The sequence below is a fragment of the Sutcliffiella tianshenii genome, from assembly GCF_016908565.1.
GTDB classification, from domain to species: domain Bacteria; phylum Bacillota; class Bacilli; order Bacillales; family Bacillaceae_I; genus Sutcliffiella_A; species Sutcliffiella_A tianshenii.
This window is the reverse complement of record NZ_JAFBED010000007.1, coordinates 64907-80842: the sequence shown is the minus strand read 5'-3', so window position 1 is coordinate 80842 and position 15936 is coordinate 64907. Positions and strand designations below refer to the sequence as shown.

Here is a 15936-nt window from a genome sequence, read left to right as displayed (position 1 = left end):
CATCGGTCAGTAGGTGTATGATTTAAGTGACCAGAGTGGTCAAATGAAAAGAAGGTGAATGAAGATGTATTCTAAATTCGATAACTTAGCATATGAAAAACGTGCTAGCATCATTAATGCTTCCATGCAGGAATTTACAGACAAGGGATACCAATTGGCATCGACCAACGAAATCGTCAAAAGGGCAGGTATTTCAAAGGGCTCACTTTTCAACTATTTCAATAATAAGAAGGATTTGTATTTGTTTCTGATTGAATATGCTATAGAGGTTTCCCGAGAGATAATGACAGAAATCGATTTCAATCAAACAGATCTGCTTGAAAGGTTAAAGCAGATCACCGTTATCAAGCTAAGGGTGATCAAGAAATATCCGGAGGTCTTCAATTTTCTTCAAGGGGTGATAGCAGAGGGTTCCGAAGAGGTGAAGCGGGATGTGGAGCGGATAACGATGCAGTTTGCCCAGGAAAGCTATCAAAAATTGTATGAAAACCTTGATTACTCCAAGTTCCGAGATGATATTGACATTCAAAAAGCAATCAAGACGATCTATTGGACCATTGAGGGAATCGGTAACGAAAGCAAGGAGAAGATCAAGTCCAATAACGCAGAAAGCTTTGATGTTGATGCACCTTTCAAGGAGATGGACGATTATATTGAACTGTTTCAGAAAATATTTTATAAATAACAGGGTGGAGGGGCTAGGATGTCAGTCATTCAATCAAAGAATTTAACCAAGTACTATGGAAAGGTTCTCGCACTCGATGGCGTGGACTTGGAGGTCAATGAGGGAGAGGTTTATGGCTTCATAGGTCCAAATGGAGCGGGAAAATCCACTACCATCCGGATCCTTCTTGGACTATTGAGAAAGACAAGTGGCGATGTCCGCCTATTTGGCAAAGATCCTTGGAATGATGCGGTAGAACTTCATAAGAGAATAAGCTATGTTCCCGGGGATGTGAATCTTTGGCCAAATCTGACGGGCGGAGAAGCGATTGACCTGTTTGGTCGCATTCGTGGGGATATGGATAAAAAGCGCCGTGACCAGTTGCTGGATAGATTTTCACTTGATCCGAGTAAAAAGTGCCGTACTTATTCAAAAGGAAATCGCCAAAAAGTGGCACTTGTTTCTGCATTTGCCTCCCAAGCAGAGTTGTTCATTCTTGATGAACCTACTTCTGGTCTTGATCCATTGATGGAATCCGTTTTCCAGGAGTGTGTTGCAGAAGTGAAGGCTGAAGGGAAATCTGTTCTTTTATCAAGCCATATCCTCGCTGAAGTGGAAAAACTCTGTGATCGTGTGGGCATCATACGGGAAGGGAAAATCGTGGAATCGGGTACCCTTGATGAACTTCGTCATTTGACGAGAACATTCATGACTGTGAGTACCTCTAATAGGATCGAAGGGCTCGACAAGGTAGAAGGGGTCCATCAACTCGAAATAGTGGGAGACGAGGCTAGGTTCCAGGTTGATTCGACAAGGATGGATCAGGTGCTGAAGTTCTTGGCTCAGTATGAAATCAAAGGGTTGACAAGTACACCTCCTACTTTGGAGGAGCTATTCATGCGTCATTACGGGGAGAGTATCCAGGATGCAAAGGGCGGTGAGTGAACATGAATAGCCACAAATCGTTTGCAGGGACTTGGATCTTGATGAAATTCATGATGCGCCGTGACAGGATCCAGATTCCGTTATGGATTTTCGGATTGACTCTTACCATTTTTGCGACGCTTGTCAGCTTCGAGGAGATGTATCCGGGTGAAGAAGATCGACAAGGCATCGCAGTAACGATGGCAAACCCTGCTTCCATTGCCCTGACAGGACCAAAACTTTATCTGGAGGATTACACAATTGGTGCGATGATGTCCCACCAGATGCTTGGTATGGCAGGGATTGTGGTAGCGCTTATGAGCGTGTTTCTTATTGTGCGGCATACGAGAAAAGAAGAGGAGACCGGCCGTGCTGAACTTGTCCGTGCATCTGTTATCGGAAGGCATGCGATTGTCACTGCTGCATTTATCTGGGCCATTTCGGTGAATCTGGGGCTCGCGCTAATTGTGGCCCTAGGTTTAGGGGCTGTCGGGGTGGAAAGTGTGACATGGGAGGGCTCGTTCTTGTTTGGGGCAGGATTGGCTTCTATAGGTCTATCATTCTCAGCGCTTGCCCTGCTTTTCGCTCAGTTGATGGAGCATGCAAGAGCGGCGTCAGGTCTTGGGGCAGGAGCGATTGCTGTGGCTTTCAGTATGCGGGCCATCGGTGATCTTGGAGATGAAACCCTGTCATGGCTTTCTCCGATTGGATGGGCTCAGCAGACTTCAACCTATGTGGATAATCTGTGGTGGCCTTTGCTTCTAAGTTTGGTTTTTACCACCATCCTTATATTAATAGCATTTCCGCTTAGTGCTACAAGGGATGTGGGGGCAGGTCTGATTCGGCCAAGACGCGGCAGAGCGGAAGCATCCGCCATGTTACATGGTCCACTTGGGCTGGCATTCCGCTTACAGCGTATGAATCTTTTGATTTGGGGATTTGCGATGCTCCTATTTGGCATGTCATACGGGGCATTTATCGGAGAAGCGGAAGAAATGTTCGGCTCCATAGGTGATTCCCTGGATGGCATGCTCCCGTCCAGGGATGGAGGAGTTCTCGCGGACAGCTTTGCCGCGATGTTTATGACGGTAGCAGCCATGATCGGGTCGATTCCTGCATTACAAAGCATCCTAAAGCTTAAGAGCGAAGAGAATGCAGGTCGCATTGATCCGTTGCTCTCAAATGTGGTTTCCCGAACAAGACTTTTGGGGAGCTACTTGATTGTGGCCCTTTTAAGCAGTTTATTTCTTATGTTGATGGCAGGAGTAGGTATGGGCATAACAGGAAGTCAGAGCATGGGGGATTCCAGCTACTTGGGGACACTTACCATTGCTGGTCTTTCCTTTACACCTGCACTTTGGGTAACAATCGGTCTTGCCGTTGCCATTTATGGTTATTTTCCCAGAAAAACAAGCTTTAGCTGGGCAATGGTCGGTTTTGCATTTTTTGTGGTATATCTTGGAGGGGTGCTTCAGCTACCGGAATGGGTCACCAATCTGTCCCCATTCACCCATATTCCTAGGATCCCGGCAGAGGACTTTGATGTATTGCCACTTCTTGTATTGACTGCAGTAGCAGCTGTTCTCATGATAATAGGATGGTTTGGGTATTCCAGACGGGATATCACCCAATAAGCGCTATGAACTGATTGTTTACAAAAACAGAGCTGACGCCTTGCTGTCAGCTCTGTTTTTTTACCCTATATTCGTCTCCACCTTTTTATGTAGAAACTCGTATGATAATACCAAGCCGCCACAAAACAGTCCGACAGCCACGTATGCCGGAAACAAGTGTGTAAAGGTTGTATATCCAATTAGAAAATGAATCAGGATGCCTGTGATGAATGCAGGAAGCCCTCCAATCAGGATGGTCCACCACACCCATTTGTTCCCCTGCTGAAACCCCCAGAGGGAAAGCATCAATACGAGAAGCCCGACGCTTAATAAGGCACTTCCGAATCCAGCCCGGTCATGGGCCAATACGGAAATGAGGTTCTGGTTGAATGAATCGAGCAGCTCTGGGGGCATGCAGATATATTGGATATCTGTCGCGACAAAAACAGAGGTGACGCCAATATAGGAAATCACGATCCCGCCGACTACAAAGGAAAACCCCATCAGTACAAAAGCTAGCTGCCCATACACTCCCTTTTTCCAGACAGAATCATTTTTCAGATTGGATGAAGACGGTGTACCGTTCAAACCTCTTGTCTTGATAAAACCGTAGGCATACACAGGCAGAAGGATCAGCCAAAATAGCAGATGCAGCCAATCGAAATAGCCATAGCCAATGAAGGAAAAGATGCCAAGAAAACCGATGATGGCCGCAACATCGATGGCTTGTTTGGCCCAAAGGAGACCTTGTTTGACTCCGTATCGAGCCAGCTGCATATAGACGATTCCCCCCGAAATCATCGTCCCTGCCAATGTCAGCCTGTCATGTGCCATAAACAGCATGATGCGCTCATTAAAAAGCCATATTTCTTCTTTTTTCACCCCAAGGAAATGCTCATCATATGGCAGAACAATGGATGTCACCCCAAAAAGAAAGGCAAGCATTCCGCCCAGCAGAATGAATAAACCGAAAAGCCAGTATGAGTACCACCCATTGCCGACAGGTGCTGGCCGCTCCATCACCCCTAACAATGATTCGTTGATCCGTTTTGTCAGTCCTGGTCCGGAAAATACATACCCGTCAGAAAGTAGGACAAGGTCAGCACCAGCACGCATCAGCTCGTGGGCTTGCCAGGGCTCAGAAATTCCACCTGAGGTAACAATGGTTTTCTTGTAACCTCTTTGTCTAAGATGTTCTACCGTTTCTGCAAGCTCGAAGTCTCCTGTTTTCTCTTCCAGTACTACCCCATCGAAGGAGCTCAGCTTTATCGGCGACAACTCTGTCATGCTTGACGTCACTATCCAAATTGGCTTATTGGTGTAACGCCTAAACTCAGCATCCATATTTTCAACAATATAACCATCTGCATATGGTTCAAGTTCAGCCATCATCCTCTCCACCTCTTGACTGCTTCCGGAGAGGCGAAGGAAAATTGGCTGTTTTTTCGTGAGTTTCCTAAGCTTGTCGATTGTTTTCTCTAAACCGACGGATGGTTGTACTTCTGGAAAATCTATGCGCTTTGCTTTATTATCTTTTATCGGTTGCTGCCTGCTTTCACGAGGTTTCCATGTAACAGGGCCGATCTCCAAAAAACCAAATCCTAGATTCGAAAACGCCATGGTGCCGGTTAGCATCGGATCGATTTTTCCTGACAAGCCAACAGGATTCTTGAAATCTATTTGTTGGATTTCTTTATGTAATAGTGGAGAAGATTCTTCACGTCCCAGGAAATTGATGATATGTGCACCCAGCCCGAATGGAAGGGAAGCGATTGTGTTCATCCCGCGATGAATGAACTCCCTTGCAACAAGTGGTGGCAGCACGGAAAGGACAGGTTTGAAAATGCCATGGTAAGACCAATCTGGCATGGGGCATTCCTCCCTGATGAAGATTGATATGTTACGTTCATTGTAACATTTTGCAAAACAGGAAAACCGATTTTCTCCAATAATATTCCTTTGAAACCTTGTCAGAATTTTATGATATATTAGTAGAGTGGACATGCAGGAGGGATTCTTGATGGGAGTAAAGGATAGTTTACTGACAGATGAAATGATGGATACGATCATTGCAAATGCTTTTGAGTGGATCGTGGTGGTAGACCATCGTGGGGATATCATCTATTTGAACGACAGCTATAGCGCTTTTTTGGACGTGGATAGCAAGACAGTCATAGGCAAGCATGTAACGGAAGTGATAGAAAATACCCGCATGCACCATGTCGTCCAAACAGGCAAGGAGGAGCTGGCGGACTTACAATATATACGTGGCAACTATATGATTGCCAATAGAGTGCCGATCTTCAATAGAAATAAAGAGGTCATTGGTGCGTATGGCACGGTCATTTTCCGAGACACAAGCGAATGGGATAAAATGAACAGTCATGTGAAAAGCATGCTTGGACGCATCCGGAACTATCTGCAGGAATACGAACAGCAAACAGGAGTCAAATATACATTAGAGGACATCATCGGAAAATCAAAGCTCATTCAGACGTTGAAGGAGAAGGTCAAGCATATAGCATCAAGTGATGTGTCCGTTCTGATCAGGGGTGAGAGCGGAACGGGAAAGGAGCTTTTTGCTCACAGCATTCACCAGTTGAGTAACAGAAGCTCAATGCCCTTTATTAAGTTAAACTGTGCAGCAATACCTGAACATCTCCTGGAATCTGAATTATTCGGGTATGAGGAGGGTGCTTTTACAGGTGCCAAAAAGGGCGGGAAGAAAGGGAAATTCCTATTGGCAGATGGTGGTACTTTATTTCTTGATGAGATCGGGGATATGTCGCTGCCGATGCAGATAAAGCTGCTTCGGGCACTGCAGGAGGGGGAAGTGGAACCTATAGGTGCCGGTAAGCCGATACAAGTGAATGTCAGGGTGATTGCGGCTACCAATCGTCCTTTGGAAAAGATGATGGAGGAAAAGCGGTTCCGTGATGATCTCTACTACCGGATTCATGTTATTCCTTTTCACATTCCGTCCTTGAGGGAAAGAACAGAAGATATCCCGATGCTTGTGGAACATTTCATCCAGAAAATATGTAAAAGGACCGGCAGGAGAATAACATCTGTGACCCCGGATGCCCTGGCAGTATTATCTCGTTACCGCTGGCCGGGGAATATCAGGGAATTGGAAAATGTAATTCAGGCTGCCGTACACCTTTCCACAGGAGATAAGCTGACGCTTGAAGCGTTGCCTGATTATCTGACAGAGTCATACTCCATCCCGTTCGGTTCCAAATCACTGAAGGATACCTTGGAAGAAGCAGAAAAGCAAGCAATCATTCAAACACTTGAAAATGTGAATGACGACAAGCTGGAAGCCGCAAAATTGCTTGGGATAAGCAAATCGAGTTTATATGAAAAAATCAAGAAATATCACATAGGATAAGCGAGTCCGGAATTCTGGAAAATAGTCCAGAAATCTGGACTCGCTTTTTATCAAGGCGGACGAAGATTATTTGAGTTTTAGTCCAAATTTTCGGAAAATATAGAAGTTCGGAAAATTGAAACATTTGTCCGAGGTGGATTCGTGAAGTTGGCACGATTTTTGCATATAAGAAAATGGAAGACAAAATAAATAGGAAAATGCTTTGATGGAATGAAAGCGTTTACCGTAAAACGAGGGGGAAAGAAGATGCTCAGCATGATTGGTCTTATCGGGGGTTTGGCACTTTTAATTTTTTTAACGATGAGAGGCATGAACCTGCTTGTAGTAGGTCCGCTGTCAGCATTATTTGTTGCAGTATTAAGTGGAATGCCATTGTTTCCACAATTGGTCGGGGAAGGAGAAGTTAACTTTGTAAGCAGCTATATGGGCGGGTTTTCTTCCTTCGTCACATCCTGGTATTTAATGTTCCTGCTTGGGGCCATTTTCGGGAAGGTAATGGAGGATAGCGGAGCTGCAGACTCTGTATCCAAATTTATAGTGGATAAGCTTGGAATGAAATATGCCGTACTTGCAATCGTGGCTGCATGTGCCATTTTAACCTATGGAGGAGTCAGCTTATTCGTAGTTGCATTCTCTGTCTATCCAATGGCGATCAGTTTGTTCAAACAGGCAAATTTGCCTCGTCGCTTCATTCCGGCGGCACTTGCGTTCGGTTCAGTAACTTTCACCATGACTTCTGCGGGTTCACCGGAGATCCAGAACTGGATCCCGATCGATTATCTTAACACAAGTCCTTATGCCGGTTGGGAAGTCAGCTTGATTGTTGCAGTGTTCATGATGATCTTCGGTTACTGGTGGTTAAAGAGAATGATCTCAAAAGCGGTAAGCCGTGGCGAAACATTCACAGCAAGAGCCACAGACCCGATAATGGATGCCAACAGAAAACTTCCGAATCCATTTGTCAGTATGATTCCGTTATTGGTGGTATTGGGAATCAGTTTCTACTTCCATGACGATTTAAAACAATCTGCATTAATAATTGCGCTTTTGGGTGGAATCATTGCTACTTATATTGTTGGTAGAGCTTATTTCAAATCCTTCTGGAACGCAATTTCCGAAGGTACGATGGGAGCCTTGATAGCAATCGGTAATACAGCGGCAGTTGTAGGATTTGGTGGGGTTGCAAAAGCTGTGCCGGCATTTGGCGAGGTTGTGTCCGCCATGACGAGCATTCCTGGAAGCCCATTGATCGGGGCTGCCATTGCAGTCAGTGTCATTGCCGGTATGACTGGTTCCGCATCAGGCGGTCAGGTAATCGCACTTCCATTGATTGCACCGCACTATATCGACATGGGTGTAAATCCAGAAGCCCTTCACCGTACGGTTGCCATATCTTCTGGTGCGCTGGATTCCCTTCCGCATAACGGGTATGTCGTAACGACGGTCCGCGCGATTTGTGGAGAGACACATCAGGCCGCCTATGGACCTGTCGCAGCTGTTACGGTAATTGTTCCGTTAATCGGTGTGGCAATAGCAATTGCCTTATTCTCACTTGGACTTGGCATCTAATAGGATAGGAGGGAGCATAAGTGGTAAAAGATAAAGTTGTCCTCATCACTGGAGCAGCCCAGGGAATTGGCTATGAAATAGGCAAACGATTCGCAGAGGCTGGCGCAAAAGTGGTGTTGACGGATCTGAACAGTGAAACAGTGAAAACAGCTAGCGCTGCCTTAAATGAGCAAGGATTGAAGACATTAGGAATCAAGTGTGATGTAACATCCGAAGATGATATTAAACAATCAATCGATGCTGCCATCAGGGAGTTCGGGCGAATTGATGTATTAATCAATAATGCCGGTCTCCAGCATGTTTCGATGATTGAGGATTTCCCGACTGAAAAATTCGAGCTATTGACGAAGGTGATGCTCGTTGCACCATTTGTAGCCACCAAGCATGTCTTTCCGATCATGAAAGAGCAGAAATTTGGACGCGTCATCAATATGGCTTCGATAAACGGTCTGGTCGGTTTTGCAGGCAAGGCTGCATACAATAGTGCCAAGCATGGTGTAATCGGATTAACAAAAGTCACGGCCCTAGAAGGGGCTGCTCATGGCATAACCGTCAATGCCCTCTGTCCGGGGTATGTAGATACACCGCTTGTGCGTAATCAACTTAAAGATCTTGCAGAAACCCGGAAAGTTCCATTGGAAAATGTCCTAGAAGAAGTGATCTATCCTCTAGTCCCGCAGAGAAGATTGCTTCAAGTAAAGGAGATTGCCGACTATGCGATGTTTCTATCCAGTGATTTAGCTGGTGGAATCACTGGGCAGGCTGCTGTTATCGATGGAGGATATACCGTGCAATAAGGAAAAACGCCAGGGCCATGGAGCATCTGGCGTTTTTTGCCGAAAATAAATCAAAATAATTTGATTTAATTAGTTGCATATTTTTTCCTCTCCGCATATAATCAAAGTAGATAATCAAAATAAATTGATTTAAGGAGAGATTAAGATGCATACCAATTTTTATACATTGGAAAATATGAACAATCAAAAAATTAATAGCCTAAGGGAAGAACAGATGCTTCATATGATGGCAAATGCTTCAAGGGGTGAAAGAAAGAAAATCGGCAATCCATTCAAAGCGAGTTTCCTGAAGATGACAAAGAGCTGGAATGACCAACAGGAACCTTGTTGCGTTTGTGAGTAAAATTTCCGAAAATTAATCAAAAAAATTGATATTAAAGGAGTAGATGAATATGTTTTTAATGTTCAAGAAAAAGAAGGATGACTGCTGCAAAGTGGAGATCGTGGAAGTCCAGGAAGAAAAATGCTGCGAGAGCAGCCAAAAGGACTCTGATAACAAAAAAGAGTGCTGCTGATTATTGATTGGAATAATTAAATCGTAAAACGTTCATAATGATTAATGAAAATACCCCTTGAAGTTTTCCAATAAATTCTTTACAATACAGATTATCAACTAAACTTATACGTTGAAGAGGATCAGTAGTGGACGAAACGAGCACAAGAGAGTTGGCGGATGGTGCGAGCCAACAAACGAGCGTTCATGAACTCGCCTTGGAGTAGCAGATGTGAACCCTTCACTTATGAAGGAAGTAGTGTTGTGCCGTATCATCCGCGTTAAGGATTCGAGTGATTATCACATTTGTGGTAATAATCTGGGTGGTACCGCGGTAGGTTATGTATATTCAAACCTCTCGTCCCTTTTATAGGGATGAGGGGTTTTTTGTATTTATCTTTAGTTGTTGTCCAGCTGCAGCGCCTACCCCCTCGAGGTCATAAGCCATTTTCCTGCAAAGGTCAAAGAACGACCTTCTCCGGAAACTGTCTTATGCTTGTCGGGGGTGAGCAAGGCGCTTCCGTAATTCAGATTAGGAGGAAAAGAAGATGTCGTTTCAGCATCAGTCCATTGAACAAAAATGGCAAAAGTATTGGGAAGAAAACAAGACGTTCAAAACACATGAAGAAAAAGGGAAAGAGAAGTTCTATGCACTAGACATGTTCCCATATCCATCCGGCGCAGGCCTCCACGTAGGTCACCCGGAAGGCTATACAGCAACAGACATCCTTTCACGCGTGAAGCGAATGCAGGGACAGAACGTCCTTCATCCGATGGGATGGGATGCATTCGGTTTACCGGCAGAGCAATATGCATTGGATACAGGAAATGATCCTGCCGAGTTCACCGAGCAGAACATCAATACATTCAGAAGACAAATCAAGTCCCTTGGATTCTCCTATGACTGGGATCGTGAAGTGAATACGACAGATCCTGAGTACTACAAATGGACACAATGGATCTTCTTGAAGCTTTATGAAAAAGGCTTGGCATATGTGGATGAGGTGCCGGTAAACTGGTGTCCTGCATTAGGTACTGTACTTGCAAATGAAGAAGTGATTGATGGAAAATCAGAGCGTGGCGGACATCCGGTCGAGCGCCGTCCGATGAGACAGTGGATTCTTCGAATTACCGAGTATGCGGATCGCCTGCTTGAAGACTTGAATGAATTGGATTGGCCGGAAAGCTTAAAGGATATGCAGCGCAACTGGATCGGCCGTTCTGAAGGAGCGAACGTACATTTTGCGATTGATGGAACAGACGAGAGGTTTACCGTATTTACGACTCGTCCTGATACGCTATTTGGTGCAACCTATGCCGTATTGGCACCAGAGCATCCATTAGTGAAGAAAATTGTGACTGAGGACCAGAAGGATGCAGTGGAAGCTTATATCACAAAGATTCAAAGCAAGAGTGACTTGGAGCGTACAGAGCTTTCCAAGGAAAAAACGGGAGAGTTCACTGGAGCTTATGCTGTAAATCCTGTGAGCGGTGAAAAGCTTCCTATCTGGATTGCGGATTACGTATTGATGAGCTACGGAACAGGTGCCATCATGGCAGTACCGGCTCATGATGAGCGCGATTATGAATTTGCAACTAAATTTGAGCTGCCGATCGTTGAAGTGGTTGCCGGTGGAGATGTTACGAAAGAGGCATACACAGGGGACGGAGAGCACGTAAACTCCGATTTCTTGAACGGACTTGGAAAAGAAGAAGCGATCTCAAACATGATCCAGTGGTTGGAAACAAACGGAAAAGGTGAGAAGAAGGTTTCGTATCGCCTACGTGATTGGTTGTTCAGCCGTCAGCGTTACTGGGGTGAGCCGATTCCTATCATCCACTGGGAAGATGGCACAACAACGGCAGTGCCGGAAAGCGAGCTTCCGCTTGTTTTACCGAAAACAAAGGAAATCCGTCCATCCGGGACAGGGGAATCACCACTTGCAGCAATTGAAGACTGGGTGAATGTAGTAGATCCTGAAACAGGTAAAAAAGGACGCCGCGAGACGAATACAATGCCGCAATGGGGCGGAAGCTGCTGGTACTACCTTCGCTATATCGACCCGACCAACAGTGAAAGATTGGCCGATCCTGAAAAGTTAAAAGAGTGGTTGCCGGTTGATATTTATATCGGTGGAGCGGAGCACGCGGTTCTTCACTTATTGTATGCCCGTTTCTGGCACAAATTCTTGTATGATATCGGTGTGGTTCCAACAAAAGAACCATTCCAAAAGCTATTCAACCAAGGAATGATCTTGGGTGAAAACAACGAAAAGATGAGTAAATCCAAAGGGAATGTCGTTAACCCTGATGAAATCGTCGAATCTCATGGTGCTGACACATTACGCCTTTATGAAATGTTCATGGGACCTTTGGAAGCTTCCATTGCCTGGAGCACAAACGGACTGGATGGCTCCCGCCGCTTCCTTGACCGCGTATGGAGATTGTTTGTCGAAGAGAATGGCAAGCTTAGTTCCAAGGTTGTGGAATTGACGGAAGAGGATACTTTGGAGAAAACCTACCATGCAACCGTCAAAAAGGTTACAGAGGATTACGAAGGACTTCGTTTCAACACGGGAATCTCGCAAATGATGGTATTCATCAATGATGCCTACAAAGCGGATGTGATTCCAAAAGAGTATGTGGAAGGATTCGTTAAGCTATTGTCCCCGGTTTGTCCGCATATCGCGGAAGAGCTTTGGGAGAAGCTTGGAAACGAAGGCACAATCACATACGAAGCTTGGCCGGTCTATGACGAGTCTAAGCTAGTGGAAGATGAAGTGGAAATCGTCGTTCAAGTTAACGGTAAATTGAAAGCGAAACTTTATGTCCCTGCAGATGCCACGCGTGAAAAGATGGAAGAAATTGCACTTGCTGATGAAACAGTAAAAGAATCCATCGAAGGAAAAACGGTTCGCAAGGTCATTGCTGTACCAGGGAAATTGGTGAATATTGTAGCAAACTGATCACTATGATTTTTGAAAGCAAGGCTGCCGAAGATTTGGCAGTCTTGTTTTATTTTTGTTAGAATGAATGTATCTTTACACACTACATAGAATCGAGGTTTTTATGATGGAAGAAATCAAAACCATAACAACAGATGAGCTGAAGAAAAAGCTGGATGCAGGGGAAGAGCTGCTTTTGGTAGATGTCCGTGAAGACGAAGAAATCGAAACAGGCAAGATCAAACAGGCAAAGCACATCCGCATGGGTGATATCCCTGCAAGCCTGGATCAGCTTGATAAGGATAAAGAATACATCGTCATTTGCCGCTCGGGGCGCCGCAGCGAAAATGTCTGCCACTACCTGCAGGAGCAAGGCTACAAGGTACGCAACATGGAAGGCGGCATGCTGGAGTGGGAAGGCGACGTGGAATAATCTTATTTTGGTAAATGGGACCGGCTTGGGCTGGTCTTTTTTTGTTTGGGTAAGTTCGAGACTTAAATGAAACCTCTGCGCCTTCTACACGTATTACTATGAGGAGGGGGGGATCACATGGAATTCATTCAACAGCATTCATTCTATCTATTTTTAATATTCATCGGCTTGCTTCTCATCTATGAAAGTATTACAAAATACAGAACGAAGGGTGTTTCTTCCACTTCGAACAGTGATCGATACCGGCGCGTCCTTTATGGGGCCATGTTATCTCTTGTACTGTTGATTGCATTCATTCAAATGGATTTGCAAAAGGAGGCCTTTGTTGCAGTGGTCGGACCGTTGCTCATTGGTCTGCTGACGATGGTGAAAGAGCGGAAGAACACGGAATTGCATGTATTTAGTTATGAGCCATACACATTTTTTGAGATTTTGGAAAAACTCCTGAACAGTCATGGCTACGGATATTTTAAAGAAGTGAAGGGAAACGATGATTACTTAAGCAGCAATTATATCACCTACTATTATTTGGATGATGGCGATGAAGAAATCAAGATCAATTGGAAGGACCTTGATAAAAGTGACCTACAGGTGTCATTTCTTAGATTCGGGGATAAAGCCTTCATCGAGGAATTAATGAAAGAACTGAAAGAACGGCGCCCACCCATTACATATTTTAAATTCAACAAGTATTCTCTGGGGTTCGCGGCTGTTTTCATCTATTTGGGCATGATGAAAGTCCTCGGATACTAGTAAAAGCTCCTTTTCATAGGGGCTTTTTTTAAAAGGCTCACCAACCTGGTATAAACAAAGAGTTTTCCTCCTATACATAGTAGTAAATGGGAGGTGGACAGACCATGGTGCAGATCAAGATGTTCGATGAGGAGCATGAACGGGACCTTGAGGATGCGGTAAACGACTTTCTGAGAGGGCTTGCAGACAGGGATTTGATAGATATCAAGTATCAGGTGGGCTGCTTATTGGAGGATGAAGAGCAGATTTATTGCTTTTCGGCAATGGTAATATTTAGAGCCTGAAAAAATCTGAAAAAGATGTTTATCAGGCTCTAAAATCTGGGTAGAGATAAGTAACTTATTAAAAACCAGAAACAATTATTAAAAAGCTGTAACAATTATTAGTGCCTATCGTCTAATCAAATAACATAACCCGAAAGGATGGATGGACCATGAACCACCACACTCAAAACGAAACGGTAATGACAGAGGAAAAATCATTTATGAATGAATTCGCCATGTATGGAGTCGGACTTGGACTAGTATTCTCGTTTGTATTAATGGTAACTGCGTAGGCTTGCCGCTTTTTTCCCGGCGTTCAAGCCTGCCAGCCTTCCGGTAACCAGAGCAGAAGTAATGTTGTACCCACCAGTATATCCATGGATATCAAGTACTTCCCCGCAAAAATATAATCCGTCTTTCTGTTTGGAAGCCATCTCTTTTGGATGGATCTCTTTTACAGAAACACCTCCGCCGGTCACGAATGCCTTTTCGATTGATAAGGTACCGGATACTTCAAATCGGAATTGCTTGCACATTTTCGCGAGTTCCCTTATTTTTTCATGGGCTAGTGTTGCACCGATTTCCTGTTCATCAATCCCACATTGCTCCAACAAAAATAATAAGTATCGCTCCGGCACAATGCCTTTAAGTACATTCTTAATGGCTTTTTTGGGTTCGTCCTTCAACAGATTGTGAAGCTCCTGGAATACTTGCTCCTCATTGATGCTTGGAAGGACATCCAGGCTCATCGTCACGGATCGGACATTGAATTTCTTCATCGTTTTGACCACATACTGGCTGCAGCGCAATACAGCCGGGCCTGACACACCAAAATGAGTGAATATCATATCCATTTGATGTGTTTTGACCACTTTTCCCTTTGGATTCAATACACTTAGCGCAACATCTCGTAAAGAGAGCCCTTGCAGTCGTTTTTCTCGGATAAAAGGCTCAGTCGAAGTCAATGGCACTTCTGTCGGGAAAAGGTCAGTCACTGTGTGTCCCGCTTTTTTTGCCCAAGGGTATCCGTCTCCTGTAGAGCCTGTATGTGGTACCGATTTTCCGCCAACCGCAATGACGACACATGTGGACTCGATGAATTCCCCGTTTTTCAACAGGACCCCTTTCGTTCGGTCCTCTTCATATTCCACCGTTTCAACTGCGGTATTTGTCCGGATTTCCACTTTCAGTTGTTTCATTTTATCCAAAAGAGCATCCACGACACTTTGGGCCTTGTCGGTCACAGGGAACATGCGGCCATGGTCCTCCTCTTTCAATTGAATGCCAAGTCCCTCAAAGAACTTGATGATATCTTCATTACTAAACTCTGAAAACGCACTGTATAGGAATCTTCCGTTACCGGGAATATGCTTGATAATCTCATCGACTGGAAGCCTGTTTGTTACATTACAACGCCCGCCGCCTGAGATAGCCAGCTTTCTGCCAAGCTTATTACCTTTATCCAACAGAAGGACACGTGCTTTCTGTTCCGCTGCAGCGATCGAGGCCATCAGACCGGACGGACCGCCGCCAATTATTATTACATCATATTTCATCTTTTCACCAACCAACTAAATTTAGAAAACCTATCCTTTATTATATACTGTAAACGGATGTTGGACAAAATAGACATCTTTCCGTATGATTTTGAGAGATAAAGTTAACGAAAAAGGGGTATACAATGAATTATTCACCAAATATAACCGAAGCGCATCATCCAGAAGACGGTGGATGGACCATTGATGGGGGTATCCCCGTTCTGCTCTTGTCCATACCATCATTAGATGATCTCATTCCGACAAAAATAAATAAATATTCTTATGCATGGCTCTATGAAAAAGAGATGGATGCTTACATTTTTTGTGCGAGGATAAATGACAAAGATGAATTCGGGGTTCTTTTTTCCCGCGAGGAAGCAGGCCGGCTTCTTCTCGAGGCGGATGCTTATGGGGAGTTTAAAGTAGTCATTTGCAAAGAGGCATTCGAAAACTTGGAAGATGACACGCCATTCATCGCTTTTTCCAGGATTTCTCTCGATAGAAGCGTCCTTGCAGGCTGGTAAAAAACATACACGTCAACACCCTTTATGGT

At 44.6% G+C, this 15936-nt stretch carries 16 protein-coding genes and 1 other annotated feature; of the genes, 14 read left to right on the top strand and 2 right to left on the bottom strand.

The annotated features are described in order from the left end of the window. Positions 1 to 64: 64 nt before the first annotated feature. Genes JOC95_RS15885 through JOC95_RS15875 form a run of 3 tightly spaced genes read left to right on the top strand, consistent with a single transcriptional unit; the run spans position 65 to position 3222 of the window. Entirely contained in the window at positions 65 to 685 is a 621-nt protein-coding gene (locus tag JOC95_RS15885; protein WP_204418194.1) for a TetR/AcrR family transcriptional regulator, read from the top strand. Between the two features lie 18 nt (positions 686 to 703). Further along, positions 704 to 1609, top strand: a complete 906-nt coding sequence (locus tag JOC95_RS15880; RefSeq protein ID WP_204418193.1) for an ABC transporter ATP-binding protein — start codon at positions 704 to 706, stop codon at positions 1607 to 1609. A 2-nt stretch (positions 1610 to 1611) separates the two neighbouring features. Continuing rightward, positions 1612 to 3222: an ABC transporter permease gene (locus JOC95_RS15875; protein ID WP_204418192.1), complete on the top strand. Its 1611-nt coding sequence runs from the start codon at positions 1612 to 1614 to the stop codon at positions 3220 to 3222. A 60-nt stretch (positions 3223 to 3282) separates the two neighbouring features. Here JOC95_RS15875 and JOC95_RS15870 read toward each other — a convergent pair whose 3' ends face one another. Next, entirely contained in the window at positions 3283 to 5070 is a 1788-nt protein-coding gene (locus JOC95_RS15870) for a dihydroorotate dehydrogenase (protein ID WP_204418191.1), read from the bottom strand. A gap of 151 nt (positions 5071 to 5221) precedes the next feature. Between JOC95_RS15870 and JOC95_RS15865 the strand changes: the two genes are divergently transcribed. The 10 genes from JOC95_RS15865 (at position 5222) to JOC95_RS21570 (ending at position 14138) form a co-directional block, all read left to right on the top strand. Further along, positions 5222 to 6592: a sigma-54 interaction domain-containing protein gene (locus tag JOC95_RS15865; protein ID WP_204418190.1), complete on the top strand. Its 1371-nt coding sequence runs from the start codon at positions 5222 to 5224 to the stop codon at positions 6590 to 6592. A 246-nt stretch (positions 6593 to 6838) separates the two neighbouring features. Next, entirely contained in the window at positions 6839 to 8161 is a 1323-nt protein-coding gene (locus JOC95_RS15860; RefSeq protein WP_204418189.1) for a GntP family permease, read from the top strand. A 20-nt stretch (positions 8162 to 8181) separates the two neighbouring features. Beyond that, complete coding sequence (locus JOC95_RS15855; protein ID WP_204418188.1) at positions 8182 to 8958, top strand: 3-hydroxybutyrate dehydrogenase; 777 nt, start codon at positions 8182 to 8184, stop codon at positions 8956 to 8958. Positions 8959 to 9103: 145 nt separating this feature from the next. Further along, complete coding sequence (locus tag JOC95_RS15850) at positions 9104 to 9301, top strand: hypothetical protein (RefSeq protein ID WP_204418187.1); 198 nt, start codon at positions 9104 to 9106, stop codon at positions 9299 to 9301. A gap of 49 nt (positions 9302 to 9350) precedes the next feature. Next, complete coding sequence (locus JOC95_RS21575) at positions 9351 to 9473, top strand: hypothetical protein (protein ID WP_275580572.1); 123 nt, start codon at positions 9351 to 9353, stop codon at positions 9471 to 9473. 102 nt (positions 9474 to 9575) lie between these two features. Then, positions 9576 to 9820 (top strand) — a binding site (T-box leader). A 179-nt stretch (positions 9821 to 9999) separates the two neighbouring features. After that, entirely contained in the window at positions 10000 to 12417 is a 2418-nt protein-coding gene (leuS, locus tag JOC95_RS15845) for a leucine--tRNA ligase (RefSeq protein WP_204418186.1), read from the top strand. 106 nt (positions 12418 to 12523) lie between these two features. Beyond that, positions 12524 to 12829, top strand: coding sequence for a rhodanese-like domain-containing protein (locus JOC95_RS15840; protein ID WP_204418247.1), 306 nt, complete (start codon positions 12524 to 12526; stop codon positions 12827 to 12829). A gap of 117 nt (positions 12830 to 12946) precedes the next feature. Beyond that, positions 12947 to 13582, top strand: coding sequence for a hypothetical protein (locus JOC95_RS15835; protein WP_204418185.1), 636 nt, complete (start codon positions 12947 to 12949; stop codon positions 13580 to 13582). A 104-nt stretch (positions 13583 to 13686) separates the two neighbouring features. Then, positions 13687 to 13866, top strand: coding sequence for a sporulation protein Cse60 (locus JOC95_RS15830; protein ID WP_204418184.1), 180 nt, complete (start codon positions 13687 to 13689; stop codon positions 13864 to 13866). Between the two features lie 149 nt (positions 13867 to 14015). Continuing rightward, positions 14016 to 14138 carry a hypothetical protein gene (locus JOC95_RS21570; protein ID WP_263629545.1) on the top strand — a complete coding sequence of 41 codons (123 nt, stop codon included), beginning with the start codon at positions 14016 to 14018 and terminating at the stop codon, positions 14136 to 14138. Here JOC95_RS21570 and JOC95_RS15825 read toward each other — a convergent pair. After that, complete coding sequence (locus JOC95_RS15825; protein WP_204418183.1) at positions 14121 to 15401, bottom strand: BaiN/RdsA family NAD(P)/FAD-dependent oxidoreductase; 1281 nt, start codon at positions 15399 to 15401, stop codon at positions 14121 to 14123. The genes JOC95_RS21570 and JOC95_RS15825 overlap by 18 nt on opposite strands. A gap of 125 nt (positions 15402 to 15526) precedes the next feature. On the opposite strand from JOC95_RS15825, the gene JOC95_RS15820 reads away from it, so the two are divergent. Next, a complete protein-coding gene (locus JOC95_RS15820) occupies positions 15527 to 15907 on the top strand; it encodes a hypothetical protein (RefSeq protein ID WP_204418182.1) in 381 nt (126 codons plus the stop codon). Positions 15908 to 15936: the final 29 nt, after the last annotated feature.

Bases quoted from the DNA above. Each gene is read 5' to 3' on its own strand.
- JOC95_RS15885 (WP_204418194.1), top strand. From the start codon at position 65: ATGTATTCTAAATTCGATAACTTAGCATATGAAAAACGTGCTAGCATC.
- JOC95_RS15880 (WP_204418193.1), top strand. From the start codon at position 704: ATGTCAGTCATTCAATCAAAGAATTTAACCAAGTACTATGGAAAGGTT.
- JOC95_RS15875 (WP_204418192.1), top strand. From the start codon at position 1,612: ATGAATAGCCACAAATCGTTTGCAGGGACTTGGATCTTGATGAAATTC.
- JOC95_RS15870 (WP_204418191.1), bottom strand. From the start codon at position 5,070: ATGCCAGATTGGTCTTACCATGGCATTTTCAAACCTGTCCTTTCCGTG.
- JOC95_RS15865 (WP_204418190.1), top strand. From the start codon at position 5,222: ATGGGAGTAAAGGATAGTTTACTGACAGATGAAATGATGGATACGATC.
- JOC95_RS15860 (WP_204418189.1), top strand. From the start codon at position 6,839: ATGCTCAGCATGATTGGTCTTATCGGGGGTTTGGCACTTTTAATTTTT.
- JOC95_RS15850 (WP_204418187.1), top strand. From the start codon at position 9,104: ATGCATACCAATTTTTATACATTGGAAAATATGAACAATCAAAAAATT.
- JOC95_RS21575 (WP_275580572.1), top strand. From the start codon at position 9,351: ATGTTTTTAATGTTCAAGAAAAAGAAGGATGACTGCTGCAAAGTGGAG.
- leuS (WP_204418186.1), top strand. From the start codon at position 10,000: ATGTCGTTTCAGCATCAGTCCATTGAACAAAAATGGCAAAAGTATTGG.
- JOC95_RS15840 (WP_204418247.1), top strand. From the start codon at position 12,524: ATGGAAGAAATCAAAACCATAACAACAGATGAGCTGAAGAAAAAGCTG.
- JOC95_RS15835 (WP_204418185.1), top strand. From the start codon at position 12,947: ATGGAATTCATTCAACAGCATTCATTCTATCTATTTTTAATATTCATC.
- JOC95_RS15830 (WP_204418184.1), top strand. From the start codon at position 13,687: ATGGTGCAGATCAAGATGTTCGATGAGGAGCATGAACGGGACCTTGAG.
- JOC95_RS21570 (WP_263629545.1), top strand. From the start codon at position 14,016: ATGAACCACCACACTCAAAACGAAACGGTAATGACAGAGGAAAAATCA.
- JOC95_RS15825 (WP_204418183.1), bottom strand. From the start codon at position 15,401: ATGAAATATGATGTAATAATAATTGGCGGCGGTCCGTCCGGTCTGATG.
- JOC95_RS15820 (WP_204418182.1), top strand. From the start codon at position 15,527: ATGAATTATTCACCAAATATAACCGAAGCGCATCATCCAGAAGACGGT.